Raw genomic sequence first — 24419 nt, 5'->3', positions numbered from 1 at the left:
AAGCTCAACTATTTGGGAAATAGCAAGGTAGCTACAAGTCTTACGCCCCAACCGTCAGGTCCACTATCTGGGCCGTCGGCCCAGTAGCGTACTCCCCCGCCTACGCTGATAAGTTGATCCCCGAGTTGGGTACTTTGGTGACAACACCGTTGATTGGCACAGACCATTGATCGGTTTCCCAGCTGTAGGTGGACTCAGTGTTTAAAGTGAACGTCCATGCGTTCGAATTTGTGTAGGAAATAAATGGCTGTAAGAACGTCTGGTTGTTGTAGGTATCACCATCAATGTCCCAGATGTGATTTGTCGGGCCACCATATGTCCACTGACCCCGCTGTTTGAGTGCCACGCCGGTAACTCCAGCACCCCACTCTCCGAGACCTAAGCTGTTATCTGTCGACGTTGGCAGCAGAAAAACGGGGCCAGCCACCCAGATCCAACCGCCCGCACTTGGTTTTTTGGGCGAAAGGAATAAGCTTTGAACAGTATCTCCTAGCCCAGTCTCGGATCCAGAATCCGGCAGGCCACCATCTATGGAGGCAATTGGAAGAATTGTTCGGGATATGAGGTTCCAATCATCCGTAAGATGAAAGGGAACAACCGGTTGTACGTTTAATATCCAATGCGAACCATTTCTGTCGGCACCCAAATTCTGATCATAGTTCAGCTGGAATGGTACACTAATGAGAGCGGCCACGGGGTTAGCAAGTAGCTTTGCTAGTTCTTCTTCCTGGGACTCTGCCCACGCAGTACCAGAAAGGGCACCAATCCCGGCAAGTATGGAGCAGCGTAGCAACCTAAGGTTCATAGGTGGTCTCCTCTTAGCTGGCCGTTTTCTCATGGGTGGCTTGCACTTGAGACCGCCAGGTTGGCAATGACGTCAATGGCCCACTCACAGTCCGCCGCCGCCGAACTGGATGAAATTATCCAGCACGGTTGACTTATAGCCAAAATACTTGATCGAACATGGCTTTCAGACTGTCTCCATAAGCGTATCCGAAAGCACATCCTCGGAGAGGGCCCCCGGTGCGCCTATTGCGACAAGCCTTGTTTCGGGTTTGCGGTCACCCCAAGCGCCATCACGTGCGATGTCCATACGTTTTCCAACGACCTGAACGAGAATGCGATGATCTGGATCCTCCTCGCTAAAAACAAAGCCCTTGAGGCGATACACATCGCCCGGAAGCTTTCGAATTGCGCTCCGGAGAGAAGATAAGCTTATCGGGCGTTCAGCCTTCATCATGGTTGTTGAGAAGCTGTCTGAGTGATCAGAGGCTTGGCAACCACAATCCGGTCCATGTTCGTGATGATCGGGTATTTCTGTTTGTAGCTGTTCGGCGGCAAAGCGACCGACTGAAAGAAGTATATCCAGTGGGACGTCCGCATTGACAGCTTCGACCAAACGATAGCGACGGAAGCGAGACCCGAGCCAATCGTGCACCCTTTGAACAGCGGCCCTGTCGACAAGATCGACTTTGTTCAAAACAACCATATCTGAGAACGCGATTTGACGGAGCTTCAGTTCCATTTGTTCCGGCGCAGCAAAAAGCTGTTCCGCATCGACCAGACACATAAGGCTGTCCAAGCGGATCATGTCCCGAAACTTCTGATCGGTAAATGTCATCGCAATTGATGACGGATCCGACACTCCACTTGCTTCAAGGACGATGTATTCCGGTTTCTCGGGCCGGGCGAGAACGGCTTCCACCGTTTCGATCAAGTCATCTCGTATCGAGCAGCAAACGCACCCATTCGCGAGGCTCATGACGTCGTCTTCGAGGCCGACCACCAAGTCTGCATCGACGTTTATGGATCCAAAGTCATTTACAAGAACCGCAACCCGCAACCCGTGATTGCCTGTTAGGATCCGGTTCAAAAGTGTAGTCTTACCGGCTCCTAGAAAGCCGGTAAGGATCGTTACGGGGATCGCAGAAGTCGAACCAAACTCAATCATTGTTCGATCTCCTCTCAGTCTTCATCACGCGAGCCGATTACATCCGAAACTTTGATGGTAAAGTCCTGCGGCCAGTCCCCGCCAGGTACTCGGAAAACGTCAGTTGGGTAGTATTCGCGTGGATCGATCTCCATATCACGGTACTTCTGGTCTTGCTGATCTGCTCGGGTGAGCCTCGGATTCGGTAATGTGATTTCATCCGGAAGCTCAATACGCCCGGCCTCGGCTGCCGCAGCCAGTTCACGAAATGGTGGCACAGTACCGGACTTTCCGGGCAGTGCAGCTTTCCTGTACCAGATTGCATCCTTGGTCACGTTCACAACGGCTACATCGAGACCCCATTGGAACAGACCGTCGTAGTGGGCGCGAATACCAGCCAGCATTTCAGCGTCGATGTCTTCGTCCTGGGTATAGTGTGTCACCATTCCCAAACGCGGCCTTGTGTCCGCAAAGAGCTTACCCACGGCATAGTGGGAGGTGTGATGCGTATCGATTGTGTAATTGAAGAGATCCTGTGGGATACCGTATTTGTAGGTCATCAACTGACCAATATCCTGTCCCGACATTTCGGTTACAAAGACATCAACACCTTCGCCGTATTTCCGTGAAAGCTCATCCGGGCGTCCATCGCCGGTCCATACAAAGCTCAGACCGTTCCAATCGAGCCGATAACCAACTGCGCCGTCCTTGGCATGACTGCGCGGCCAGGACCGAACAGTCACACCGTCTTGGTCATAAACGATGCCACCTTCTTGGCGGAAATCGAACTCGTTGACCTCGATCTCATAGCCGTCACCAATTGGGAACACGTCGAAAGCTTCAAGATGCCATTTGAGCATCTGTTGCATACCTTTAACCATTCCGGCTGTGCCAAGTTCGGGCGTCCGACCAGAGGGACCATGGATGCGCAATGGTGTATACCCTCCAGACCAGGCCCGGAACGGATAGATATAAGGAATGTCGGCGTAGTGGTCGACATGCAAATGAGAGATGAAGATATCGTTGATCAGTTGCCCCGGCACTTGCATGGCAATGATGTTGCGGACACAACCGGATCCAAAGTCAAAGAAGAACCGTTTTCCATTCCCCAACTCCACCATGATGCAAGTACCCGCCTGATCTTCACGCGGCGGATATGGTGTTGAGCCACAGAATGAGATGCGCATCTCATCTGGCCCCAACTCCTCACTAAGTGGAAAATAGTTCGCATTTGAACCAGTCATGTACTTCGTCGGACGGAAGTACTCCGGTAACGAGATGCCGCCTGCGGGCCGACCACCGTATGGGTTCTTGAGTGTTTCTCCCAAGGGGCCGTCTCCTTGGTGAGCCTCAGCACTCCCTGCCGCTAACCCAGCCGCCCCTGTCGCAGCCGCTCCAGTGGCCAAGCCCTTAAGAACACTCCGTCGCGACGGGTCTTCAATTTGATCTGACGCCTGAACCTGTTTGTCGTCTTGGTCTTTTCTATTGTCTTCCTTGGTCATGGATTGGTCCTCAGTTAGAAGTGGCTCACATATTGCGCTTCAACATGCGGCGAAGCTCATTGATGAGTTCAGATTTGATGTGGGCCCATTCGGCGCGTTCTGAGGCCGTGATCGATGCGTCTTTCGAAAACGCAGATGCTTTCTTCAGGTCTTCGATGACCTCGCCGAGTAGCGCATCCGTTTCCATGCGCCTCGACAGCACATCGGAAAGTTCTGGAATTTCTTCAATCAGGTCCACCGTCATTGGAAAAATCCCGACGCCCACTATCCATTCTCAAATCAAGATGAGTGCGGTTGACCGCAAAGGCCAAGTGAGTCACCGTGAGCTGGGGGTGAGTTGACATTGAACAAATCCAACGATTTGCTAGTAAATCAACATGTTGAACAGCCTTCTCCGGAACTCATCCGGGAAGCTCTGAGTCGAATCGTATCAAGCGACGGGTTTCAAGCTTCACCACGACTCACGCAATTTCTCACCTACATAGTCGAGGAATCTCTATCTGGTCGAAGCACTCAGATTAGAGGCAAAGCTATCGCTGTTGAGGTCTATGGGCGGCGCATAGATGGTACTGGTGGTCAAAACCTGGTTCGCGTTGAGGCAAGGCGGCTGCGTCGTCTTTTGCATCAGTTCTACGAAGATCACTGGGACGGCAATGGAGTTCGCATTTTTGTTGACCCCGGCGGATACAAGCCGCGGTTTTCATTCGAACCTACAATCGAAGACCGCACATCAAGTGAACTGAAGAGCGACAATCCAGTTGGCCGTTGGCGTTCGCGGCAACTGCTGCATGCTGGACTGGGTGTTCTTGCATTGGTCGCTGTGCTTGGCATCTGGATGAGCCAGGATAACAGGGAGGTTGTGCCAACAACTCGATCCATCGAACAAGCAGAACGTGTGGCGCTTGGTGAACAATCATTGACACGACTCCAGGCGGTCAACCTTGCGGATCAAGCCCGCGGCATGTTTTTCCCCGTTTTTGATGTCAAGCGTCAGCAAATAGCGCTGGGAATGTTCCAGCACGCTAGGGAACTCGACCCGGCTCTGTCCGACGGCTATGCCGGATCCGCGCAGGTCTTGGCGATCCTGGCAGTGTTGTCGCCGGATGAAGCACAAAGGGATGATCTCTTCAATCAAGCCTCGGAAATGTCTGGAAAAGCGCTTGAATTGTCCCCCTCTGATGCGTGGGCAAACGGCGCAAATGGTTGGGTGCTGGCTGTCAAAAACCAGTCAAATGAGGCATTGAAATACGCTAGAATGTCCGTCGAACTGGCGCCGAAGGATGGCCATATTCTCGACGTTGCAGGTATGACGGCCATCTTGGCTAACGCCCCGGAACTTGCTGCCGAGGTTAGCAACCCGGAGAGACCCAAATCAGGATCTGGTAGGTTTGGTGCGAGAAACATCTGGGGCGTTTCACAACTTATGCTCGGGAACTACGAAAGTGTTGTTGAAGCCTTTCAGGGAGCGCCAGCTGCCGGAGCGCCAGTCAGTGCGCCTTCGCTCTTATTCCAAGCCGTTGCGTATGATCAGTTGGGAAATTCAGAAGAAGCACGACGGCTCGTCGCTGAAATGCGCAGGACATGGCCTGAGTTTCCGTCCGAGTTTCTCGCCGGCAGGATTTTCCACAACGACGTCAATACGCGGAATATAATACTGGAGACGCTGAGCAGATACTGACGAAGCGTATCGCGCCTATTGCCTGGAAACGAGCGTCAAAATCTATTCATATAACTCCGCTTTGAAAGCACACGGCGTTGATAAAATCGGCGATAGAGCCGGACCACGCCGTCTGTGGATTGAGGGTGGGCTTTGCAGATTTGCAAAGTCTGCTTATGCGCTATAGCCGCCGCTCGTGAGGTGCAGTGCTGCTGACGCGGCGAACGGCAGCATGGTGGCCTTTTGCATGTCCGTCATCGAATGATTTGGAACACGAGCGTTTCATTGGCTTAGGAAGATCATGCTCGCTGTAGTTTCAATCTAGGCCGCGTTCTGATATGGAACTCAGTGAATTCGAACGCCTGTTAAAACTGGCGTAGGTGCAATGTGGCGGCGACATTTACAGGTAAGACAACTGAAGAAAGGCAGCAGTTAAGCCACGGGATGGATCAATTGTCCAAGAATGTTACCACGGTTTCCCTTAAAGCGTCCCAATCGGTGAACTCCCGAGCACCGTCCCTTGGATCGATCTTTTGATCCTTTAAGACAACATGCTGAACGATCTCTTCTTCAAAATACCCATAGTTGTCAGGCTGCACAGCGCCCGCAACCAAAGCCGTTAGGTCAGGTTCAAAATGCGTACGCATCAGCATTTCGGTAAGATAGTCCCAGGCGTCTTCCTGGCCTCTTGCAAATGCCGCCTTTAGGCCTATCGAAAGCACTAGCGACTTCCGGGACGCAAGCGCGTCTCTATGCGTTTCAACAAACGCTTCGAATAGCTTGGGGTGCCGGCGTTCATGGACAGGAGCCGCAAGAATGACCCTGTCCACACCTGTCAGGGACACGTGTCGTATCTGGTCTCCGGTGTTGATCAGTATTGTATCGTAGCCGGCTTTTCTTGTTACATCGTTGATAAAGCGAGCAATCTTGGCAGTCTGACCTTCAACGGTGCCGTAGGCAATCAGCACTGTCATTTCGATCCTCCCGTAAATCGATCCGAAAAGCGCGCCAACTATGCCGAAACCGTTCGCTTCAGCCCTTGATCTCAATCAAAAGTGACTGTCTTGCCAAGTTTTTTGGACGCGGGTGCGGCGTCGTTTTGTCGGCTCATGCGGTTCTGGAAAGCGCGACAGCTATCGCCAGCCAAAATCCAGTGCGTATGGTCATTGCACCGACGGTTCGCCATTCAAACGGCGTTCCAAACAGTGCCACTAATATCAGAACAGCGAACACAAATAATGTTGATAAGCCTATCACCCAGGCAATTCGAGTTGCCCAGGTTTTTGATTTAAAGAGCGCGATTGCACCAAGCAAATAGACAAATCCAGCCAGAAAATTGAACCAAAGCACGAGTGGAACTGCATCTCCAACTGCTGCTTTAGCGGCGGCACCCCCAAACAGGGCCGTTCCGCCGGAGAATATTGTCAGGAGACCGAAGAATGCCGCGGCTATTGCAGCTGGGCGAGTCCAAGGCGGAGAGGGCTGCATAGTCGTTATCCTCAGGAATTAGATTGAATGTCGTGTCGTAGGAAAGCTGCCAACTTCGCCAAAGGGATTGAAAAGCACGTCCATAATAGCAATTTTTCTCACCATTACTCTTGATCTTTATCATTGGGCCCAAATTGACACCCTTTGAACAAAGCAATGCCTGCGGGAGGCTTTTTGCAGTAAAAATACGCTGTCGCCCCTTTGGCGCGACTAGCTTGCAGCTCCAACGGTCATTAAATTTGTTCGGTTACCGTGAATCTTCTGGAAACGAACGGACGACAACGCTCGAATTTGCAGCGAAAAGTGTTGATTTGAGTCAATGCTAGTTGCTGCAAGTTCACCCATACTGACCCCTCACAAAGGAGGGTGTGCGACATGTTCAAAATAATTGTGGTTGGCTTGGATGGATCAGAGGCGTCAGAAGCAGCTCTACACGTAGCCTGTGATATCTCAAGCAAATATGGCTCCCAAATTCACCTTGTCCATACACCTCAGCCGCAAACCGTGGCTTTCGCAATGGGCGCTATTGCTGGCTATCACGCCGTCACGACAATGCCTTCAGACGAAGAGGTTCAGCAGGCAGCAGACAAGATCATTTCCGCGGGCAAAGAGATTGCCAAAGAATACAATCAGACAGTTTCGCAAACACATACCCAACGCGGTGATCCGGTCGACGAGATCATCGCATGCGCCGAGCAATGCAAAGCTGACCTGATTGTGACGGGCCGCCGCGGATTGGGAAGCATTGGTAGCCTGATTCAAGGGAGCACCTCTCAAGGCATCAGTCGGAATGCCACTTGTGCGGTTTTGACCGTTGCCTAAATTTCAAACTTGGTCCCAATCGGCACAAAAACGATGACGATCAATAAGCTCAGCATTGAAATCTCGTGGCAGAATTAAGTTTCGATGGCTACCCCGTGACGCTGAACTCCCTACTGTGAAAATGGAGTCAGATATCCACTGCTTCATGACGGTGGCACGAAAACGGAGGCTGAAACAGAGGTCATTGGGGCCTGTGGCGATGACCGGCAATTAAACTGTGTTAGGCGAAACGACCCGAACTGTGGTGGAACAGATGAACTTCCCGTTTTTTTACGCATTGTTTCAAGGTCAGAAGACAGGCTGTAAACTACCTGCCAACGTAGATCCGTTCTAACTCTGGAGCCCGACATGAACACCTCGTCCCTGTTCGACGCTCATAAACCCTCTGAAATTGCAACATTAGTTGAGACTGCTGGGGTCACAAAGGCAAAGTTGCCAATGGCACCCATGTTCGTTCTTGCGATGCTGGCCGGGGCATTCATAGGGTTTGGCGCAGCGGCCTATACGATGGCGGTTACTGGCGCAGACAGCGCTGCGGGGCCGATCCGCGTTCTGGGTGGCGCGGTGTTTTCCCTGGGCCTTATCCTGGTGATCGCAGGTGGTGCAGAATTATTCACCGGCAATGTTTTGATGGTGATCGCAGCGGTCGACCGCAAGATACCACTGCGACTGCTGTTTCGAAGCTGGGGCATCGTCTACGCCGGAAACTTCGTGGGCGCCCTCGGGCTTGCATTGGCCTTCTCTCTGACCGGCCTGCTCGAGGGGCCGATGGGCAATACCGCCGTGGTGATAGCCGATGCCAAAGCGGGGTTGGAACCGATGGAGGCCTTCGCCCGTGGCGCACTGTGCAACGGGTTGGTATGCCTTGCTGTTTGGCTGTCCTTTGCCGCCCGCAGCGTCGCCGGCAAGGTTCTGGCCGTTTTGTGGCCCGTCACTGCTTTTGTGTTGCTGGGACTCGAGCATTCGATTGCGAACATGTTTTTCTTCCCGCAGGGTTGGGCGGCGGGGGCAACTGTGCCGGTTTTCTCAGCGGCGACCAATCTATTGTGGGTTACTCTGGGCAATATTGTCGGCGGGGCGGGAGGAGTCGCCTTGGCCTACTGGTTTGCTTACCTTGGCGCTACTAAAGGGTAAGACCCACTTCTTCGATCACTGCGCCCGCCAGAACAAAACGATCGGTTTCAGTTGGTTTTGAAGGCGTTGTCTAATTGTGCAGCCCACAACAAGCTTTTCCTGCACTCAATAGTCTAGATGCCAGGAGCATGGTTGTCTTCGTGGTCGATATCGGTTGTCGCATGATGGTGCAACACAAGAGGAAGCGGCACAGGCTTGCCTAAGTCCGCTGATCGGGATGCGAGTCGGTTGATCAGTCAGATATGAGAGTTGGATGCGGAGGTGACTCACCGACCACGAGGCAAGGAGATGGCGCATTGGCTGATGACGGTGCCGGGAATTGGGCCGTTCTTTGCCACTGCACTAGTTGCCCTCTCGTTCCCGAACTGGATTCTTCGCCAACATCTAAATTCATTGATCCTCGTCAAGATTGGAAAAGGCAAGATGTGATACAGTTGATGCCTAAAATGAGGGCTATCATGGAAGAATTAGTCGATATTGGAAGAACATTTGTTCAGGCGATGCGTGATCGCAGGGGCCTTGCAAATGTTGATGAAATGTATGCCGAGAACGCTCAATCCATAGAAGCGGTTGTGCCTCCGGTTCGACAGTTTCGCATCACCAAAGGCCGTGATGCTATCAAAGGGAAAAGAGAGGATTGGCTGGCAGCTCATGAAATCATCGAATTTGACGTTGATGGCCCTTATGTTCATCCCCCAAACCGCTTCAGTGTGCGATATAAGGCTGTCGTAAAGCAGAAGGAAACTGGGCAACGTATCACCTTGAGTGAGATTGCAGTTTATTCAGTAGCAGACGGAAAGATTGTACTGGAAGAGTTCTTCATGTTGCCGAAGTAGCAGCGGCAACCCGCAATACTGACGCAGTGTTGATTTTATCCGCACGCTGGAAGTGTGACTTGTAAGTGCTTTGACACGATGGATGGACAATTGGGCATTTGTTTCGACCGCGTGATGCTTGCCCATGCGCAACAATTCCGTCAGTTCGGCGCAACCGAAATCTAAAGTCACGCCGTGAAATCCGCATTGAGCCATTGATGCGGGTTAACAATCAGACTGCTGCGCCGGTTTTCTACCCGAGTTTGGCCTGAACAACCCTCTAAAGGGCTCTGTTTGATCCAAAACAAAGCGTTTTGCGGGGTTTGAGATAACGTCACCTAGTAGCTTTAACCGCGGTACGCCAGATCATGAAAAAGAATGTGCGCGCAATACTGATCGTCGTAATGCTCCTTCTCGCAGGTGCGGCGTTGTACATATTCGTTTCAGAAGACAGCAGTGAATTGCCAGTTGGATTTGTACAGGGCAATGGACGGATAGAGGCCGAACAAGTGGAAATTGCCCCCACCTTCGCAGGGCGGGTTGCACAGGTTTTGGCGGCAGAAGGCAACTTGGTTGTTGTGGGTGAACTGTTGGTCGAGATGGACACCGATGAACTGTCTGCAGCGCTTGATCGCGCCAAAGCCGAAGTAGCATTGGCGCGTCAAGCCAAGGCCGAAGCCGAGGCTGTTGTTGTCCAACGAGAAAGCCAACAGCGTCGCGCGGCGCAGGAACTGGAACGGGCAAAGGCACTGTTGGCCGGTCAAAACATTTCGATGACAGTCTTTGAAGATCGCGAAACCGCATTTCAGGTTGCCGACGCCGTTCTGGGTGCCGCCAAGGCCCGGGTTGCAACCTCGGACAGCCAGATCGCGGCTGCCGAAGCCGAAGTGCGCCGGATCGTCGCCCAGATCGAGGATGCTTCGCTTGTTGCCCCTATGCCGGGGCGCATTCTTTACAGACTGGCTGAGCCCGGTGAAGTTGTTGGCGCGGGTGAGCCGATCCTTACGCTTCTCAGCTTAGAGAACGTCTATATGGACGTGTACCTGCCCGCACGCGAAGCGGGGTTGCTGCCCATCGGGGCTGAGGCGCGCATCGTACTTGATGCCTTGCCGGATTTTGCCGTTCCTGCAACCGTCACTTTTGTATCTCCCGAAGCCCAGTTCACTCCAAAGCAGGTAGAGACATTGAGCGAGCGTGAACAGTTGGTCTTTCGCGTTCGGGTTCGCATTCCTGAGGATCTGATCACAGAACGGATCGAACATGTGAAAACCGGCCTTCGCGGTATCGCTGTGATCAGGCTTTCTTCTGACAGTGTATGGCCGGAATATCTGGAAAGGCGGATTCCACCCGAATTGTTCGAATGAATTCCCAGACGGGCCCATCTGATTTCTGCGTCAGTGGTGTCACGCATAAGTACCGCCAGCGCATTGCACTCGATAACCTGTCGCTTGATCTGCCGGTTGGTCAGCTTATTGGGCTGATCGGGCCTGACGGGGTTGGCAAATCAACGCTTTTGGGTTTGATCACCGGCGCGAAGAAGCTTCAATCCGGCACGATCAAGGTTCTCGGTGGATCGATCGACGACCGTGCCCATCGTCACAAAATCTGCCCAGCGATCGCATTTATGCCGCAGGGGTTGGGCCGGAACCTCTATGCAGAATTGTCGGTGCGCGAGAACCTTGAGTTCTTTTCGCGTCTCTTCGGACAGGGGCAACAGGAGCGTGACATCCGGATCGCAGCATTGCTGTCGGCAACCGGGCTTGCGCCATTCTCTGATCGTCTGATGGGAAAACTCTCGGGCGGCATGAAGCAGAAGCTTGGGCTGTGTTGTGCACTGATCCATGATCCTAAGCTTTTGGTTCTGGATGAGCCGACCACCGGCATCGACCCACTGTCGCGGCGTCAATTCTGGGCGCTGATCGACGCGGTCCGAGAGGCTACTCCCGACCTCTCCATACTGGTTTCGACAGCCTATATGGAAGAAGCCGAACAATTCGACTTTATCGTCGCGATGGATGCCGGGCGCGTGCTTTTCCATGGTTCTCCGGCAGAATTGAAGGGGGAAGCCAGCGATCTTGAAACGTCCTACCGGCGGTTGCAGGCGCACGGAGATCCCCTGATCGCACCAAGGAAAGCGCCCACACATCACAGTGAGGCAGACCCAGTGATCACGGCACGCGGATTGACGCGGCGCTTTGGCGATTTCACGGCAGTCAATAACGTCGAATTCTCGATCAACCGTGGTGAGATTTTCGGCTTCCTCGGGTCGAACGGCTGCGGCAAGTCGACCACCATGAAAATGCTGACAGGTCTTCTGCCCGCAAGTGACGGTGAGGCGCTGTTGTTCGGAAGACCGGTTGATGCACGCGACCTGAGGATGCGTCGCGAGATTGGCTATATGAGTCAGGCATTCTCGCTTTATGGCGAGTTGACCGTTCGGCAAAATCTCCAGCTACATGCCCGCATCTTTGCGATCACGGACCGCGATAGGCGTATCGATGAACTGGCGGAACGCTTTGGCCTGATTGCACATATGGACATGCTGGCCACGGCGTTGCCACTTGGCATCAAGCAACGCCTTTCACTGGCCGTCGCTGTGATCCACCGACCTCGCGTACTGATCCTGGATGAACCAACTTCGGGGGTGGACCCTGAGGCGCGCGACTCGTTTTGGGCGTTGCTGATTGAGCTTTCGAGAGATGAAGAAGTGACGATTTTCGTCTCGACCCATTTCATGGCCGAAGCAGAGCGCTGTGATCGGGTGTCGTTCATGCACGCGGGCCGTGTTCTGGCTGAGGGAACACCGGATGAGTTGATCGCCGGGGCACAGGTAGACAGTCTGGAAGAAGCATTTGTCACGGTATTGAAGGCAGCTGACCCTCCGGCACCGGTGAAAGCTCCTGAGGCATCAGTTCATGCCCTTGATGACAGCGCTGGCGGGGGTATCAGGCGCACACTGGCATACACGAAGCGTGAAACCATCGAGATTTTGCGCGACCGCGTGCGTTTGGCGTTTGCGTTCCTGGGCTCGGTGATCCTGATGCTGGTCTTTTGCTATGGGATTACGCTGGACATCGAAGAACTGGATTTCGCGGTACTGGATTTGTCACAGGGGCCAGAAAGCCGCGCCTACATTGCAGAGATTTCAGGATCGCGCTACTTCAACCCAACGCAGCCACTGACGAGTATCGATGAGGGCCATGAACGGCTGGCCCGAGGAGATGCCTCGCTGGTTGTCGAACTCCCACCTGATTTCGGGCGCAAGATCCGCTCTGGCGAAGCAACGGACGTGCTCGCAATTGTGGACGGCGCAATTCCGTTCAAAGGCGAGACTGTAGAAGGCTATGTGGCGGGGCTCCACAATACCTTTTTGGCGGCAATGGCCCACCAAAACGGTGTGCATCCGGTCGAGATCGCCCGTATCGAGCCACGCTTCAGGTACAATCAGAGTTTCGAGAGTATTGCCGCAATGGCCCCGGCCATGCCTGCGATCCTTTTGATAATGTTACCGGCAGTTCTGATGGCGGTCAGCGTCGCACGTGAAAAAGAGTTGGGAACAATCACCAATTTCTATGCGACGCCAACGACGCGGCTTGAGTTTCTGGTTGGCAAGCAAATCCCTTATATCGCAATCGCGTTCGCCAATTTCCTGCTCTTGGCCGGAATGACGGTCCTTGTTTTTGATGTACCGCTCAAAGGCAACCCGGCTCCCCTGGCAATCGGCGCGTTGCTGTATGTCTGGGCGACCACATCTTATGGGCTGCTCATTGCGACCATGACCTCAAGCCAGGTGGCCGCTACCTTCGCCACCGCCATCGCCTCGGTCGTACCTACGATTCAGTTCTCGGGCCTGCTGCAGCCGGTTTCAACGCTTGAAGGCGGCGCGCAAACAATCGGATCGCTCTGGCCGTCATCCTACTTCCTGCATCTGAATGTCGGTGCATTCACCAAAGGGCTGGGCTGGGATGCGCTTGCCCCTGATCTTCTGGCCCTGGCCTGTTTCGGACCGGTGCTGACGTTGATCGCTGCCCTTTTACTTCGAGCGCAGGAGAAATAAATGCAACGGTTGTCCTGCATCTTCTGGCTTGGCTTGAAAGAAATGATGAGCCTTCGGCGTGATTGGGTGATGATGGCGCTGCTGGTCTGGTCATTCACGCTGGCACCCGTGATGGAGGCGACGGGGGTTTCGAACTCGGTCAACAATGCCTCCATTGCATTTGCCGATGAGGATGGCTCGCCCCTTTCACGGTCTCTTGCCACGGCATTCTTCCCTCCGGAGTTTCAACCCGTTGTCCAGATCGCACCGGGTACCGGAGCCGAAAAGATGGATGCCGGGCATTTCCTGTTTGTGGTCGCGGTGCCACCAGGGTTCGAGAAAGATGTTCGCGCCGGGCGCACGCCGGAAATTCAGGTTTTGATTGATGCGACGGCGATGGAACAGGCCGGGATTGGCGCAAACTATATCGTCAATATCCTAAGCGCCGAGATCCGTCGCTTTGCCATTGGTGCGGACCTGGCTAAGTCATTGCCCGTCGATATCATCATGCGCAGTGCGTTCAATCCCAACCGTGATACTGTTCGTTTTGCCGGCATCGTGGCGCTCATCGGCCAGATCATGTGGCTGACCACAATCCTCACCGGTGCCGCGATGATCCGCGAGCGTGAACATGGCACAATTGAACACCTGCTTGCGATGCCGCTTACCCCGTTTGACATTGCGATGGCCAAGATTTGGGCAAACGCAGCGGTGGTTCTTGTCGCGGCCGCCTTATCGCTGACCTTTGTTATGCAAGGTTTCCTAGGGATCAGTATCGCGGGGTCGAAGGTGTTGTTTTTAGTTGGCACCGCCCTCTTTCTCTTCACAGCAACCGCACTTGGGGTCTTTCTTGCAACGATTGCGCGCTCAATGGCACAGTTCGCGCTTTTGGTAATGCTGACTGTCCTTCCGATGCTGATGCTATCAGGAGGAGAGACACCGATCGAGGGGCAGCCCGACTGGCTTCAGGTCGGAACATCGATCCTTCCGTCCCGCCATTACATGTCCGCCAGCCAATCCATCATCTTCAAGGGGGCGAGGTTTGAGACGGTCTGGCCAGAGTTCTTATGGATGGCGTTACTCGGCGCAATCCTTCTGGCGTCAAGCCTGATGCTTTTCAGACGCTCGGTGGCGCAATAGAGTCAGATCAGTTTACCCCTTGGCCTGGACGTATGACCGGTAATGCGCCTTGTTTCATTCGGAATACTGATACGGCCGGGTTGTCCTTTTGGCGCGATACCGAGGACGCTTGCTTGCGCAAGATCAAGGTAATTAGACGCGTTTTTTGCAATAATACCGCCTCCCCCCAATCGCACCAAAGGAGGAGGATCAGAAAATGCTTGAAGACAAAAATACCCCGCAACTGTTTGCTGGAACACATCCGCTCTCTGATAATTTTCGACGCGAAATGGAATCCATGATGTCGCGTTTTTTCGGGGGCGCAGCGCCATTCCTTCCGTTGGAAACAGCCGCGCAACGCACGGGCTTCCCGTCGTTGGACATGACGGGTGCGATTTCGCCAGCGATTGACATCCACGAAACGGATACAGCGATCGTTCTCACGGCTGAATTGCCGGGTCTCGAAGAAGACGACGTCGAAGTCGAAATCAAAGACCGTAGATTGACGCTGCGGGGCCAGAAGAATGTTACGCATGATGACACAGGCGATCTGCGCGTTAGCGAGAGAAGCTATGGCAGTTTCACTCGGACAATGACGCTGCCTGATGCAGTCGATATCGAGGAGATTTCCGCTGCGTTCGACAAAGGTGTCCTGCACGTCACGATGCCGAAAACCGAACCTCAGGATCCCAGCCGGAAGATCAAGGTCTCATCGAAATAGGAGCAATGGAGGCGCACGCGCAACCATCATGGTCCGGGCAGCATGCGCGGACCCTTGATGTTCTTAAAACGAGCACATTATTGCCCACCATAGCGGTTTCACCGCTGCGCATGATAACGTGCCAATAGGGTTAGAGAACTGAGATGGACAATGCGGACGCCGGACAAAAGCGATGTGGAAAGTGAAACGGGCGATGTCCGTGCATTTCTGGAGAGCTTGACGGGGCCGTCCCGCGGAACCGTTACCTGGCTTGTCGGCAACGCTTTGGTTGCTTCGGTGGGTCCTGATCGTATCCTGAAGTTCAGGCGGAAAGAGGATTTGCCCCCGCATGACGAAGACGTGGCAACCATTCAGTGGTCGCAAGGCGGTTACGCACTAAACGCTTTGCCTGGCCGGGATATCTGGGTCAATGGTCAAAAAACTGCTTCGGCAGTTCTTGGGCATGGCGACATGATTGAGTTCGGTGCAGAGGGGCCCATGTCACGCTACAGGGTGTGTGACCACTCATTCCCTGCACATCACACGGTCGAAGACATAATAAGTGACGCATATGTGTATGCGCGCTCCAGCCGACGACCCTTTGCCAGAAAAATGTCCGGTGCGCTGCGCGAAGGCGGGCGTCGGCTGACATCACAAACCACGGTTTTGTTCAGGGTTACCGTTATCGGTGTGCTTCTTCTGATCTTTGCCTTTGGCTATTTGCTTTTTCAGAACGACCGGAAGCTGGCGGACAGCCTTAAACAGGAGTCTCTCAAGATCGAGGCGGTTGCTGTCATGCTTACGCAGACGCGAGAAGATGCACTGACGGCGGATGATCTGGTCGCGCTCAGAGAAGCATTTGACAACCAGGTGATTTCCACCGAGCAGCGCCTTGGCACTTTGGAAGAACGCGCTGGTGCGTCAAGGCGAGTTATCACAGCCTCGACGCGATCTATTGCCTTTATCCAGGGTGCTTACGGATTGCGACAGACCGAAAGCGGCAAATTGCTGCGGCATGTGCTTGGCCCGAACGGGGAGAAACAAAAAACTCCATTCGGAAAACCATGGATTGAGCCAGATGCGGAAGGCGCGCCGGCAGAATTTCAGTTCACCGGAACCGGGTTTCTATTGCAGGACACCTCTCTTTTGGTGACCAACCGTCATGTCGCCTTGCCCTGGACGACCGGGGATCGCGCGCAGGCCCTGAAGGCAGCAGGGCTTGAAGCCGAGATACTTAGCCTGCTGGCTTATCTTCCAGAACAATCCAAGCCAATGGAAGCGGTGTTGCTTAGGGCAAGCAAAACGGCCGATCTGGCGCTTCTGTCCGTTGATGCGAACCGTGTTCAAGGGCTTGGACTTTCACTGGCACCTCACCCGACGCGAGCAGGTGAAGAAGTTTTCTTGCTTGGATTTCCGACTGGCCTTAAGGCCTTGATTGTGCAGGCTGGGCCGGATTTTCTGAAAACGCTTGAGAGAGACGGAGCCGTCGATTTCTGGACTATTGCAAAACACCTTTCAGAGCAGAACAAGATCAGGCCTCTGGCCAGCCGGGGGATCGTCGCCCAGACCAGTCCCGGTGCAGTCGTTTATGATGCTGAAACCACAACCGGCGGAAGCGGCGGACCTGCCCTTAACCGAAACGGCGAGGTGGTTGCTATCAATGCCGCGATCTTACCCGAATTTGGCGGCTCGAATATTGGCGTTCCGGTGTCACACCTCAAGATACTTCTCGATGAAAGCGATTGATCCGCATATTCAATCGCGCGTCTGATAAGGCGAGTTTTGCACCAGAAAAACCACAGCCAGTGGGATGATGACAGAGATCAAGCCCACGGTAATCAGCAAGTTCCCCAAGTGGCTATAGTCAGCGACGGAGGCAACGGTACCCGTTCTGGGATCGGTAACCGCGCGGGTAACGGTAAAGATCTGATTCAGGTATTTTGTACCGAGACTGCTTGCTGACAATGCCATGTTGGTGAACGAAGCCATGACCGCAAAAAAGGTAGCCTTCAGATGTGTTGGGGCGTTGCGCGCGATCCAAGCCAACATTGGGACCATCGCGATTTGACCCAGCGGTGACTCAACGGCTGTGTCAAGAATGGCGATAAACCTTGCATCCACGACCCCACCTGTGCGCGCGGCCGTCCATTCATGCACCCCGTAGTACAAGGCAAGGTTTGGCAGGGACAGCACTCCGGCGGCAATCGTGAGTAACACTACAACCTGCGCAATCGAACGACTTGCCATAAACGGCCTGAGGATAATCAGACCAAGCAGAGCAAGTAGTGAGGTCAGAAGCGCTAGAATGGCCAGGAACTGTTCGTCAAACCCAAGCTCGTCGATCTCGAACCAGGTCAGGCCCGGTCCTGGCAAGGGAACTGCTCGAAAAACGAAAATGATAGTTGCTGTCCCGATCAGAACTTTGGCCTGTTTCGACTCCAGCTCTCTCAGCAAACGCGACATGAGGTAGAGAATGACCGTGAGCGACACCGCAAAAACGGTCTCTTGCGCGAAGGCAAAATTTGCGGTTCCCAACACTATGCTGAGAACAACAAACGCAAGTCCGCCCAGAAGTATCGGCCACCTGACTTCGGTGGTTTGATCTGGTCTGTGCAGAAGGTGTCCTCGACGAACGAGGCGACGCTGTATCAGAGCGTGAAGAACCACTCCACTGACGGACAACAGTGGGATAGCCAGGGCAATGAGATAGACCCGACCGTAGAGAACCAAACGATCGGCTTGCTCCAGATTTTCCGCCCCCGAAAAAATCCAGATGTTAACTGCGGCGACCCCTGCAAACCCGGATATGATCGCAATCCTGCCGAGGGTCTGCATGGTGGTGTGCCGGGCACGAACTTCGTCCTGAATAAACGCGCGTCCGTCTCGGTCCGATTGCGGCACTGCTTCGACTGTCATGGCGTCAGCAACGACATCCTGAATGGCATAACCTGAAGGAGCCAACATCAAGGCAACGACGTACCAATCCTCAAGTGGCATAATGCCGGCCATTTGGTCAGGCGCAGCCACAAGCCTGTACATGATGAGCAATGACGCCGTGATAAAGGATGCGCCAACGGCAATCAGTAGGGATTTCCAGCGCCAGAACAGGTCAACCAGATGACCCAGCGGCATTTTTAGAATCCATGGCAACCCGGCCCAGAATGCCAATCCCGCAACAAAAGCGGCGGATAGATTCAGATAGTCCTTAAGAAAAAACGCACCGACGACGGATGTTAGCCCCGAAACCCCGGCCGCAAAGTAAACCATCAATGGTGGCAGGTAAGACCATTGCAATTGCGCGATCAGATCGACGAAAGTCCGGTGCCACCAGCCTGAAATCCGCCTTCCAAATGTTGATTGGTCAGTGTTCATGCGTCAGTCGGACCCCGTTCTGGTGACCCTGTGCTGTCGGTTTTCCTCTCAGAGAAATCCGGCACCAAAAAGCAGAGCGCTGGTCAGCACCCCAAGGATTGGTACAACAAGAGGTACGCGGAAATGTTCCCGAGTTGACCCTGGCCGGGACTTCAGCAATATCAGCGAGATGTTGACCAAAACAAACACTCCCAAAACGATCTGGGATGTGCGTTCCGCTAGTATGCCGATTGGCAAAGTTTGCGTCAGCAGAAGAATTATCGCAACTACCAACAGGGTTGCGACGACCGGTGTTTGGGTAACCTGCGGGACAGTCGCCAGTATTTTCGGAAGATGATCCCGGTCGGCAAGACCATAGATCACCCGCGACGCCATAATCATCTGGATCAAGACGCCATTGACTGTTGCAACGACTGCGACTGCGGCGAACCCTTGTTTTATTACTTCGGGTGCGTCGAAGAAAACCAGCGTGAGTGGGGCGGCCGAGGTCGACAAGGTATCGATAGGAACAACGAGCAGGACCGTGATCGAGGTCGCTAGATACAAACCCGTCGCCAGAACGAGCGTCAAAAGGATAGCCTTTGGAATTGTGTGGGTTGGGTCTTTTACCTCTTCTGCGACGTTTGCCATGTCCTCAAAGCCGACAAAGGCAAAAAAAGCCAGCAGAGATGCCGCCATAATACCGCGCCAGGTACTGAGCTCGAGCCCCGGAATCATCTCACTAATTTCATGGCCTTGCGGTTCCTGCACAGACATGCCCCAGCCAATCACAAAAAGAAGCCCCGCGATCTCGATGACCGTGATCACGGCTGCCACAAAAACCGATTGTGTAATGCCCCAGAGTGCAATCAGCCCCATGACCGACACAACGCAGATCGTAAGCAATGCGGTGCCAAGCCCCGTCAGGGTGTGAAGGTATGAGGCCGCCCCAATCGCAACAGCGGAGGCTGAAATAATCCCAGACGCAGCAACGGCAAGACCGATTAGAACCGCCATCCAGCCCCTTTGAAATCCCGCTTCAACGTATGCCGCTTCTCCCGCGCTTACGGGATAGCGTGTCGCGAGTTCGGCGTACGACAAAGCCGTCAGCGAAACGACGAGCGCTGCAACAAGAAACGAAACTGCAGCATAAGGGCCCGCGGCCTCGGCGGTTGCGCCGACGAGCACATAAATTCCCGCACCGACGGTAACACCGAGCCCATATAATGTAAGCAACGGGGTGGTGAGAGAACGTCGGAGTTTAGGGGACGGTGGATCAACTGTATGCATTCACCTCACTCCTTGATGAGCAATTGCCGGGTTACCGAAGCTGTGCCGCAAACAAGCACCCCGATGATAAACCAAGGGCTCATCACCGTTCATGCCGAGCTTCTTCTGAAACATTCATACTTTGATATGTAATTCTTTATTTGGCATTGATCTATATCATCAGGCGCTAAGACTGATCAGAGAGGCAGATCCGAATGCTGCGACCGTCGTTTCGTGATGGTTTTTCCCAGTTGATACTCAAAGGTTGAATATGAGCGAGATCAATGAAGCATTCATTCGATATCGCGTATTTTCAACTCGAAATGCTGATCTCGGAGGAGGAACAGATGCTAGTTTGTCGCGGACTTCTTTTGTCAATATTTGCTGCAAGTGCTGCACTGGCGCAGGATATTGACCTTCAAAATGGGCACGATCTCTACAGAACCTATTGTTGGCAATGTCATGGTTTCGAGGCCACCGGAGATGGCCCAATGGCGGAGATGTTGGCGATAAGGACGCCCGATCTGACCAGGCTTGCGGTGCAAAATGGCGGCGTTTTTCCGACTGAGGCGGTGGCGCGTCAAATTGACGGTCGCGCGCCACTGCTGGCACATGGCGGGGAAATGCCCATTTTTGGTCCAGCATTGGATTCGGATAAAAAAGTAGCGATTTCCATGCCTGACGGCCAACCGATGATAGTCGGCGTGCCACTGGCGAATGTGATTGCGTATCTTGAGGCTATACAGACCGAATAGGTTGGCACAAAGTTCACCCTAGGATTGCAGGACACCTCTACCACGTTTGCCGGCGCTGGTTGATTTACATTAAGGCAAGTTTCCTCGATCTCAGTTAATATTCAGCATTTAGAGATGAGGAGGAATCTCCGATGCCTGAAGAGAAGCCAAAATCAAGTTACTCCAACCCACTTGTCGATATCTTCAAGCAGATGCAGCTATCTACTTCAGCCAATCCGTTTCTGGGCGCTCAGCTTGAGCAATTCTGGGACATGCAGGAAAAATCGCTGAAAGAGGCAGAGGCCTTTGCTCAGCATTGGTTTGAGAGGCGTCACGAGGCTGTGCGAACCGCGCTGGAGGCTGCGCGCTCGGCGTCTGCTGCAGACCCGACTGATCCGGCTAAAGCGCTGCAATCCATAGCAGAGTGGCAGAAGCACTCAGCCGAACGCCTTGTGGCTGACGCTCAGGAATGGTTCGAAAAAGTTGCCCGATGTGCAGCATATGCAGCGGAAACAGAAGTCGAAGCTGTGGAAAAGACAATGGATGATGTTGCAAGCACAGCTAAGAAGGCGGGTAAATCTCCGAAATCCGATCCGGTATAGAGAGCCGTATCACTGCAGAGGTCGGAACGATCGCAGCTGGAGCAATGGAAGGTAGCTCATATGTATAAAAACATTCTGGTACCAGTCGCACTGGACAAAGATCACGATACACAGGCCTCATTTGAAGCTGCTCGTTTGCTGGCGAATGCCGATGCGGAATTCACAGTGCTTCATGTGCAGGAACCGATCCCTGCATATGTGGCATCTCAGATACCCAAGGAAGTTCTGGCAAATACGCGAAAAGAACTTCAGGAAAGCTTACATCGGAATGCTGCCGACCTATCGGGTGCGAAACCGCGCCTTGTCTCGGGGAGTGCTGGCCGCGCGATCGTTGACTTCGCAAATGAAAATGACATCGATTGCATAGTGCTGGCCTCACACAAGCCGGGGATCGAGAACATTTTTATTGGGTCAACTGCAAACCGGGTCGTTCACCACGCCAATTGTTCTGTCCACGTGATCCGCTGAACCGGTTTCTGGTAACGGCCGCACGTCGATTAAGCGTTGTGGATGAGTCGATTTTCCAGACCCGAGTTGTTTTACGATCGTCACACGCTGCATGACCATATGGAAATGGATGGCGTTGACCGGCTCAATGAGCGGGTCCGACTGAATGGATTGCGAAAGTTGAATTCGGTGGAATGGCAAAGCCATGCGCAAACACTTACTATTTCAGCGGGTAGATCCAAACGCCGATCTTTCCTCGTCTTCCTCTCAAATCTTGCACTCCGGCGGGAACCAATCTTTTGATTAAAGATTGCCCGACCTTGTCTGTCGGACTTATTGCCTCGATCAACAAATCGCTAACCGCCAAAGAAGCATTTAGTTTCCGGGACAGCTTCTCAAGCCTGCTTGCGACGTTCACGGTATCGCCGATGACACTGTATTCAAGACGGCGTCGGTTTCCGATGTCACCCGAGATAACGGGACCGAAGTGGATGCCAATCCAAATGCGTACCGGAGGAAGCCCTTCGGCACTCCTGTCACGGTTCCAGATGCTCAATGCCTCAAGCATGTCAAAGGCGCATTGAAGTGCGTTATTGGCGTCGTTCTCACCGGGTTCTGGTGTCCCGAAGGTCGCCATCAGCCCGTCGCCCAGATATTTGTCCAGTGTGCCTTCGTTCTCGAAAACTGCCTTGCCCAACCTGTCATGATACCCGCGCAAGAAATCAACGACATCGCCGGGGGCGTCGCTCTCGCACATGGTGGTAAACCCAGTTTCACCAAGTCGCATCCGCGAAGCTTGCTATCAATCGCCACGTTGAACAATGTAAGATCGCGCAGGTTGCCCGCCAATTCGAGCCGCGCTCGGATCGCCCAGACCTGTTTCGGCAACAGCGGTCGTTTCTGGCCAATGAACCGGCCCTTGTTCCAGGCTCTTCGTTTAGGGGTGACAGCGGGAAGTTGAATTCTTGGCATGTTGGGCCCTCCAATCCTCCCGCCAGGCCCAGACATCAGCACTGCGCTGACACCTGAACTTTACAGTTGGTTTGAATGGCCGTTGTCCGATTGCTTGTTCTTCGGGAAACACTGCGGGTGCATTGAGCTGGTCTGAGCCCCAGTCTTCCAGATGCTGCTTAACGCTTGAAGAGGCGCTAAACGCAGAGTTCGTACATTTTCCTACAAAGGCTAATTCAAGTGGGTCAGTCTTTGCGGTTTTCGTTGCTTCAGCAGCGCAATATTGATCCCGACGGTGTAACTCAGCAAATCGTTTGGTTCGGCAAGAAATCTCATGCTGTAATCATTGAAGACCCGACAGCATCATGTTGAAGATGTTGCCGGGTCGCTTTTGACCCTCTGCGGATATTTATTGAAGCTTGATGTTCAAAATCACGCTCGTCGCCTTACAACAGGAACCCTCCACCTGCTTGTACAGACTGGCCTGTGATCCACCCGGCACGCTTATCGGCAAGCAAAAGAACCGCGTTTGCGATGTCTGCAGGTTCACCGATGCGACCCATCGGTGTTTGAGCGATAATCATTCCTAGCATTTGTTCATTTGACTTTACGTCTGCCGTTATTTCCGTGTCTGTAAGTCCGGGTGCGACCGCATTGACCCGGATGCCCATTGGACCGAGTTCCGCAGCAATGAGTCTGGTTGCGTGGTCCACAGCTGCCTTTGACGATGCGTAAACCGCAGCGCCAGGCATCATGCCGCGCGCGACTACCGAAGAAATATTGATGATTGCCCCCTTACTGTTGGCAAGATGGGGGGTTGCCTCGCGGGCAAAAGCCAGCGGTCCAAACACGTTGGTTCGGTAAATGCTTTCGATATCCTGGTCACTGGTTTCAGACAGTGGACCCATCTTTCCGGTTCCAGCATTGTTGACCAAAACATCCAGCCGGCCAAATTTGCGGATGGTCTCCTCGATAATTCGGGCCGGTTCGCCATCTTTGCTGACATCCCCAACAATAGCGTAGGCTTGCGGCCCAAGTTTCTGAGTTGCTTCTTCAAGAACGGATTGTCTGCGACCGGTAATAACCACCTTCGCCCCATTGGCAATAAAGGCAGATGCCGTGGCTTTCCCAATTCCCGTACCACCACCGGTGATAAGGATCACTTTGTTTTCGAGGTTTTCCATTTGCTTCTCCTGATTTTTTGCGAGGGGTATGTGCCTATCCAACCAACTTGGCGCTGGCTTCGGTCTGTTGTCCCGTCAGATGCGCAATCAACGCCGGGACGCTTGCTTCGAGCCTGATTTGGTCCCGGCTCATAGCACTGTGAAGCACGAATGGCGGCAGATAGGTCATGCCAGTCATAAGTGCCGTCTGTTGAAAGGGGGTTAGAAACTCGGACATGGAAAAGTTGTTGAATGCACCAGTCCGATAGCTTTCGACCGGTCCACCAGTGGAAACGGCAAGCACGAGCTCTTTTCCGTTTAGTTGGTTGCCACCGGGGCCATAGGCAAACCCGGCAAGCAACACCTGATCAAGCCACGCCTTGAGTACGGGCGGGGAGGAGTACCAGTAGAACGGAAACTGCAACACGACACGGTCAGCATTCCGAAGCAGGGCCTGTTCGACCTCCGGATCAAATTTCATCTCCCGCCCGCCGACGGCCATCAGGTCACGGGTTGTGATGCCTGCCACATCTGACAGGGCGTCAAACCACACTCGGTTGACCAATGAGGCTTTGAGGTTTGGATGAGCGGTCAAAACGAGAATGTTCATTGGTGATTTGTCTCTGCCGTCCGGGGAGTTGCGTTTACTTGTTGGCCAAATCTATATACTCCATCACAGACAACAATATGCCTGTTAAC

The 24419-nt window shown here is 53.5% G+C and carries 23 protein-coding genes and 1 pseudogene; 12 read left to right on the top strand and 12 right to left on the bottom strand.

Annotation, left to right across the window (positions count from 1 at the left end):
• Nucleotides 1–100: 100 nt before the first annotated feature.
• The 4 genes from ACR0AJ_RS13480 to ACR0AJ_RS13465 all read right to left on the bottom strand — a co-directional run bounded on the left by ACR0AJ_RS13480 (nucleotide 101) and on the right by ACR0AJ_RS13465 (nucleotide 3676).
• Complete coding sequence (locus tag ACR0AJ_RS13480) at nucleotides 101–805, bottom strand: transporter (RefSeq protein ID WP_480741090.1); 705 nt, start codon at nucleotides 803–805, stop codon at nucleotides 101–103.
• Nucleotides 806–970: 165 nt separating this feature from the next.
• Complete coding sequence (locus ACR0AJ_RS13475) at nucleotides 971–1951, bottom strand: CobW family GTP-binding protein (protein ID WP_480741088.1); 981 nt, start codon at nucleotides 1949–1951, stop codon at nucleotides 971–973.
• A 14-nt stretch (nucleotides 1952–1965) separates the two neighbouring features.
• Nucleotides 1966–3432 carry a guanitoxin biosynthesis MBL fold metallo-hydrolase GntH gene (gene gntH / locus ACR0AJ_RS13470; protein ID WP_480741087.1) on the bottom strand — a complete coding sequence of 489 codons (1467 nt, stop codon included), beginning with the start codon at nucleotides 3430–3432 and terminating at the stop codon, nucleotides 1966–1968.
• Nucleotides 3433–3457: 25 nt separating this feature from the next.
• Entirely contained in the window at nucleotides 3458–3676 is a 219-nt protein-coding gene (locus ACR0AJ_RS13465) for a hypothetical protein (RefSeq protein WP_170350274.1), read from the bottom strand.
• 99 nt (nucleotides 3677–3775) lie between these two features.
• Here ACR0AJ_RS13465 and ACR0AJ_RS13460 point away from each other — a divergent pair, with 99 nt between their 5' ends.
• Nucleotides 3776–5110 (top strand): tetratricopeptide repeat protein, encoded by a 1335-nt coding sequence (locus ACR0AJ_RS13460; RefSeq protein WP_480647937.1) that lies wholly within the window; start codon nucleotides 3776–3778, stop codon nucleotides 5108–5110.
• Nucleotides 5111–5538: 428 nt separating this feature from the next.
• On the opposite strand, the gene ACR0AJ_RS13455 is transcribed toward ACR0AJ_RS13460, so the two are convergent.
• Together ACR0AJ_RS13455 and ACR0AJ_RS13450 are read right to left on the bottom strand one after the other, a co-directional pair.
• The gene (locus ACR0AJ_RS13455) at nucleotides 5539–6063 is read right to left on the bottom strand and encodes a flavodoxin domain-containing protein (protein WP_480647935.1); all 525 of its coding nucleotides are present in this window, start codon (nucleotides 6061–6063) and stop codon (nucleotides 5539–5541) included.
• Between the two features lie 133 nt (nucleotides 6064–6196).
• Nucleotides 6197–6577 carry a hypothetical protein gene (locus ACR0AJ_RS13450; RefSeq protein WP_170377375.1) on the bottom strand — a complete coding sequence of 127 codons (381 nt, stop codon included), beginning with the start codon at nucleotides 6575–6577 and terminating at the stop codon, nucleotides 6197–6199.
• A gap of 375 nt (nucleotides 6578–6952) precedes the next feature.
• On the opposite strand from ACR0AJ_RS13450, the gene ACR0AJ_RS13445 reads away from it, so the two are divergent.
• The 8 genes from ACR0AJ_RS13445 to ACR0AJ_RS13410 all read left to right on the top strand — a co-directional run bounded on the left by ACR0AJ_RS13445 (nucleotide 6953) and on the right by ACR0AJ_RS13410 (nucleotide 16949).
• A complete protein-coding gene (locus ACR0AJ_RS13445; protein ID WP_480741085.1) occupies nucleotides 6953–7399 on the top strand; it encodes a universal stress protein in 447 nt (148 codons plus the stop codon).
• Between the two features lie 348 nt (nucleotides 7400–7747).
• Nucleotides 7748–8533: a formate/nitrite transporter family protein gene (locus tag ACR0AJ_RS13440; RefSeq protein WP_480647931.1), complete on the top strand. Its 786-nt coding sequence runs from the start codon at nucleotides 7748–7750 to the stop codon at nucleotides 8531–8533.
• A gap of 296 nt (nucleotides 8534–8829) precedes the next feature.
• The gene (locus ACR0AJ_RS13435; protein ID WP_480647929.1) at nucleotides 8830–9369 is read left to right on the top strand and encodes a SnoaL-like domain-containing protein; all 540 of its coding nucleotides are present in this window, start codon (nucleotides 8830–8832) and stop codon (nucleotides 9367–9369) included.
• Nucleotides 9370–9716: 347 nt separating this feature from the next.
• Nucleotides 9717–10712: an HlyD family secretion protein gene (locus ACR0AJ_RS13430; RefSeq protein WP_170359684.1), complete on the top strand. Its 996-nt coding sequence runs from the start codon at nucleotides 9717–9719 to the stop codon at nucleotides 10710–10712.
• A complete protein-coding gene (gene rbbA, locus ACR0AJ_RS13425) occupies nucleotides 10709–13405 on the top strand; it encodes a ribosome-associated ATPase/putative transporter RbbA (protein WP_480741083.1) in 2697 nt (898 codons plus the stop codon). The genes ACR0AJ_RS13430 and rbbA overlap by 4 nt, the downstream gene beginning before the upstream one ends.
• Nucleotides 13406–14524, top strand: a complete 1119-nt coding sequence (locus ACR0AJ_RS13420; protein WP_480741082.1) for an ABC transporter permease — start codon at nucleotides 13406–13408, stop codon at nucleotides 14522–14524.
• A 196-nt stretch (nucleotides 14525–14720) separates the two neighbouring features.
• On the top strand, nucleotides 14721–15224 hold the full coding sequence (locus ACR0AJ_RS13415; RefSeq protein WP_170359678.1) for an Hsp20/alpha crystallin family protein: 504 nt from the start codon (nucleotides 14721–14723) through the stop codon (nucleotides 15222–15224).
• 150 nt (nucleotides 15225–15374) lie between these two features.
• Entirely contained in the window at nucleotides 15375–16949 is a 1575-nt protein-coding gene (locus ACR0AJ_RS13410; protein WP_480741081.1) for a trypsin-like peptidase domain-containing protein, read from the top strand.
• A gap of 9 nt (nucleotides 16950–16958) precedes the next feature.
• On the opposite strand, the gene ACR0AJ_RS13405 is transcribed toward ACR0AJ_RS13410, so the two are convergent.
• On the bottom strand, nucleotides 16959–18575 hold the full coding sequence (locus ACR0AJ_RS13405; RefSeq protein ID WP_480741079.1) for an MFS transporter: 1617 nt from the start codon (nucleotides 18573–18575) through the stop codon (nucleotides 16959–16961).
• A 48-nt stretch (nucleotides 18576–18623) separates the two neighbouring features.
• The gene (locus ACR0AJ_RS13400) at nucleotides 18624–19844 is read right to left on the bottom strand and encodes an APC family permease (RefSeq protein WP_480647919.1); all 1221 of its coding nucleotides are present in this window, start codon (nucleotides 19842–19844) and stop codon (nucleotides 18624–18626) included.
• Between the two features lie 263 nt (nucleotides 19845–20107).
• Between ACR0AJ_RS13400 and ACR0AJ_RS13395 the strand changes: the two genes are divergently transcribed.
• The 3 genes from ACR0AJ_RS13395 to ACR0AJ_RS13385 all read left to right on the top strand — a co-directional run bounded on the left by ACR0AJ_RS13395 (nucleotide 20108) and on the right by ACR0AJ_RS13385 (nucleotide 21627).
• Nucleotides 20108–20578 carry a c-type cytochrome gene (locus ACR0AJ_RS13395; RefSeq protein WP_480647917.1) on the top strand — a complete coding sequence of 157 codons (471 nt, stop codon included), beginning with the start codon at nucleotides 20108–20110 and terminating at the stop codon, nucleotides 20576–20578.
• 131 nt (nucleotides 20579–20709) lie between these two features.
• Nucleotides 20710–21159: a phasin family protein gene (locus ACR0AJ_RS13390; protein ID WP_480741077.1), complete on the top strand. Its 450-nt coding sequence runs from the start codon at nucleotides 20710–20712 to the stop codon at nucleotides 21157–21159.
• Between the two features lie 60 nt (nucleotides 21160–21219).
• Nucleotides 21220–21627, top strand: a complete 408-nt coding sequence (locus ACR0AJ_RS13385; RefSeq protein WP_480741075.1) for a universal stress protein — start codon at nucleotides 21220–21222, stop codon at nucleotides 21625–21627.
• Nucleotides 21628–21826: 199 nt separating this feature from the next.
• On the opposite strand, the gene ACR0AJ_RS13380 is transcribed toward ACR0AJ_RS13385, so the two are convergent.
• From ACR0AJ_RS13380 to ACR0AJ_RS13365, 4 genes and pseudogenes are all read right to left on the bottom strand, one after another.
• On the bottom strand, nucleotides 21827–22363 hold the full coding sequence (locus ACR0AJ_RS13380) for an adenylate/guanylate cyclase domain-containing protein (RefSeq protein WP_480647912.1): 537 nt from the start codon (nucleotides 22361–22363) through the stop codon (nucleotides 21827–21829).
• 11 nt (nucleotides 22364–22374) lie between these two features.
• A pseudogene (locus ACR0AJ_RS13375) lies at nucleotides 22375–22578 on the bottom strand (integrase); the annotation flags it as partial.
• A gap of 425 nt (nucleotides 22579–23003) precedes the next feature.
• Nucleotides 23004–23741 carry an SDR family NAD(P)-dependent oxidoreductase gene (locus tag ACR0AJ_RS13370; RefSeq protein ID WP_170350257.1) on the bottom strand — a complete coding sequence of 246 codons (738 nt, stop codon included), beginning with the start codon at nucleotides 23739–23741 and terminating at the stop codon, nucleotides 23004–23006.
• A 34-nt stretch (nucleotides 23742–23775) separates the two neighbouring features.
• On the bottom strand, nucleotides 23776–24330 hold the full coding sequence (locus ACR0AJ_RS13365; RefSeq protein WP_170350256.1) for an NAD(P)H-dependent oxidoreductase: 555 nt from the start codon (nucleotides 24328–24330) through the stop codon (nucleotides 23776–23778).
• Nucleotides 24331–24419 lie beyond the last annotated feature (89 nt).

This window comes from Ruegeria sp. CJ9, assembly GCF_056536625.1.
The sequence above is the reverse complement of the archived record's forward strand: the minus strand, read 5'-3'. Positions and strand labels throughout refer to the sequence as shown.

Excerpts from the sequence above, each read along its gene's own strand:
- ACR0AJ_RS13380 (WP_480647912.1), bottom strand. The coding sequence starts at position 22,363 with ATGTGCGAGAGCGACGCCCCCGGCGATGTCGTTGATTTCTTGCGCGGG.
- ACR0AJ_RS13420 (WP_480741082.1), top strand. The coding sequence starts at position 13,406 with ATGCAACGGTTGTCCTGCATCTTCTGGCTTGGCTTGAAAGAAATGATG.
- ACR0AJ_RS13365 (WP_170350256.1), bottom strand. The coding sequence starts at position 24,330 with ATGAACATTCTCGTTTTGACCGCTCATCCAAACCTCAAAGCCTCATTG.
- ACR0AJ_RS13450 (WP_170377375.1), bottom strand. The coding sequence starts at position 6,577 with ATGCAGCCCTCTCCGCCTTGGACTCGCCCAGCTGCAATAGCCGCGGCA.
- ACR0AJ_RS13480 (WP_480741090.1), bottom strand. The coding sequence starts at position 805 with ATGAACCTTAGGTTGCTACGCTGCTCCATACTTGCCGGGATTGGTGCC.
- ACR0AJ_RS13455 (WP_480647935.1), bottom strand. The coding sequence starts at position 6,063 with ATGACAGTGCTGATTGCCTACGGCACCGTTGAAGGTCAGACTGCCAAG.
- ACR0AJ_RS13390 (WP_480741077.1), top strand. The coding sequence starts at position 20,710 with ATGCCTGAAGAGAAGCCAAAATCAAGTTACTCCAACCCACTTGTCGAT.
- ACR0AJ_RS13400 (WP_480647919.1), bottom strand. The coding sequence starts at position 19,844 with ATGCATACAGTTGATCCACCGTCCCCTAAACTCCGACGTTCTCTCACC.
- ACR0AJ_RS13475 (WP_480741088.1), bottom strand. The coding sequence starts at position 1,951 with ATGATTGAGTTTGGTTCGACTTCTGCGATCCCCGTAACGATCCTTACC.
- rbbA (WP_480741083.1), top strand. The coding sequence starts at position 10,709 with ATGAATTCCCAGACGGGCCCATCTGATTTCTGCGTCAGTGGTGTCACG.
- gntH (WP_480741087.1), bottom strand. The coding sequence starts at position 3,432 with ATGACCAAGGAAGACAATAGAAAAGACCAAGACGACAAACAGGTTCAG.
- ACR0AJ_RS13410 (WP_480741081.1), top strand. The coding sequence starts at position 15,375 with ATGCGGACGCCGGACAAAAGCGATGTGGAAAGTGAAACGGGCGATGTC.
- ACR0AJ_RS13430 (WP_170359684.1), top strand. The coding sequence starts at position 9,717 with ATGAAAAAGAATGTGCGCGCAATACTGATCGTCGTAATGCTCCTTCTC.
- ACR0AJ_RS13465 (WP_170350274.1), bottom strand. The coding sequence starts at position 3,676 with ATGACGGTGGACCTGATTGAAGAAATTCCAGAACTTTCCGATGTGCTG.
- ACR0AJ_RS13395 (WP_480647917.1), top strand. The coding sequence starts at position 20,108 with ATGAAGCATTCATTCGATATCGCGTATTTTCAACTCGAAATGCTGATC.
- ACR0AJ_RS13405 (WP_480741079.1), bottom strand. The coding sequence starts at position 18,575 with ATGAACACTGACCAATCAACATTTGGAAGGCGGATTTCAGGCTGGTGG.
- ACR0AJ_RS13370 (WP_170350257.1), bottom strand. The coding sequence starts at position 23,741 with ATGGAAAACCTCGAAAACAAAGTGATCCTTATCACCGGTGGTGGTACG.
- ACR0AJ_RS13445 (WP_480741085.1), top strand. The coding sequence starts at position 6,953 with ATGTTCAAAATAATTGTGGTTGGCTTGGATGGATCAGAGGCGTCAGAA.
- ACR0AJ_RS13440 (WP_480647931.1), top strand. The coding sequence starts at position 7,748 with ATGAACACCTCGTCCCTGTTCGACGCTCATAAACCCTCTGAAATTGCA.
- ACR0AJ_RS13415 (WP_170359678.1), top strand. The coding sequence starts at position 14,721 with ATGCTTGAAGACAAAAATACCCCGCAACTGTTTGCTGGAACACATCCG.
- ACR0AJ_RS13385 (WP_480741075.1), top strand. The coding sequence starts at position 21,220 with ATGTATAAAAACATTCTGGTACCAGTCGCACTGGACAAAGATCACGAT.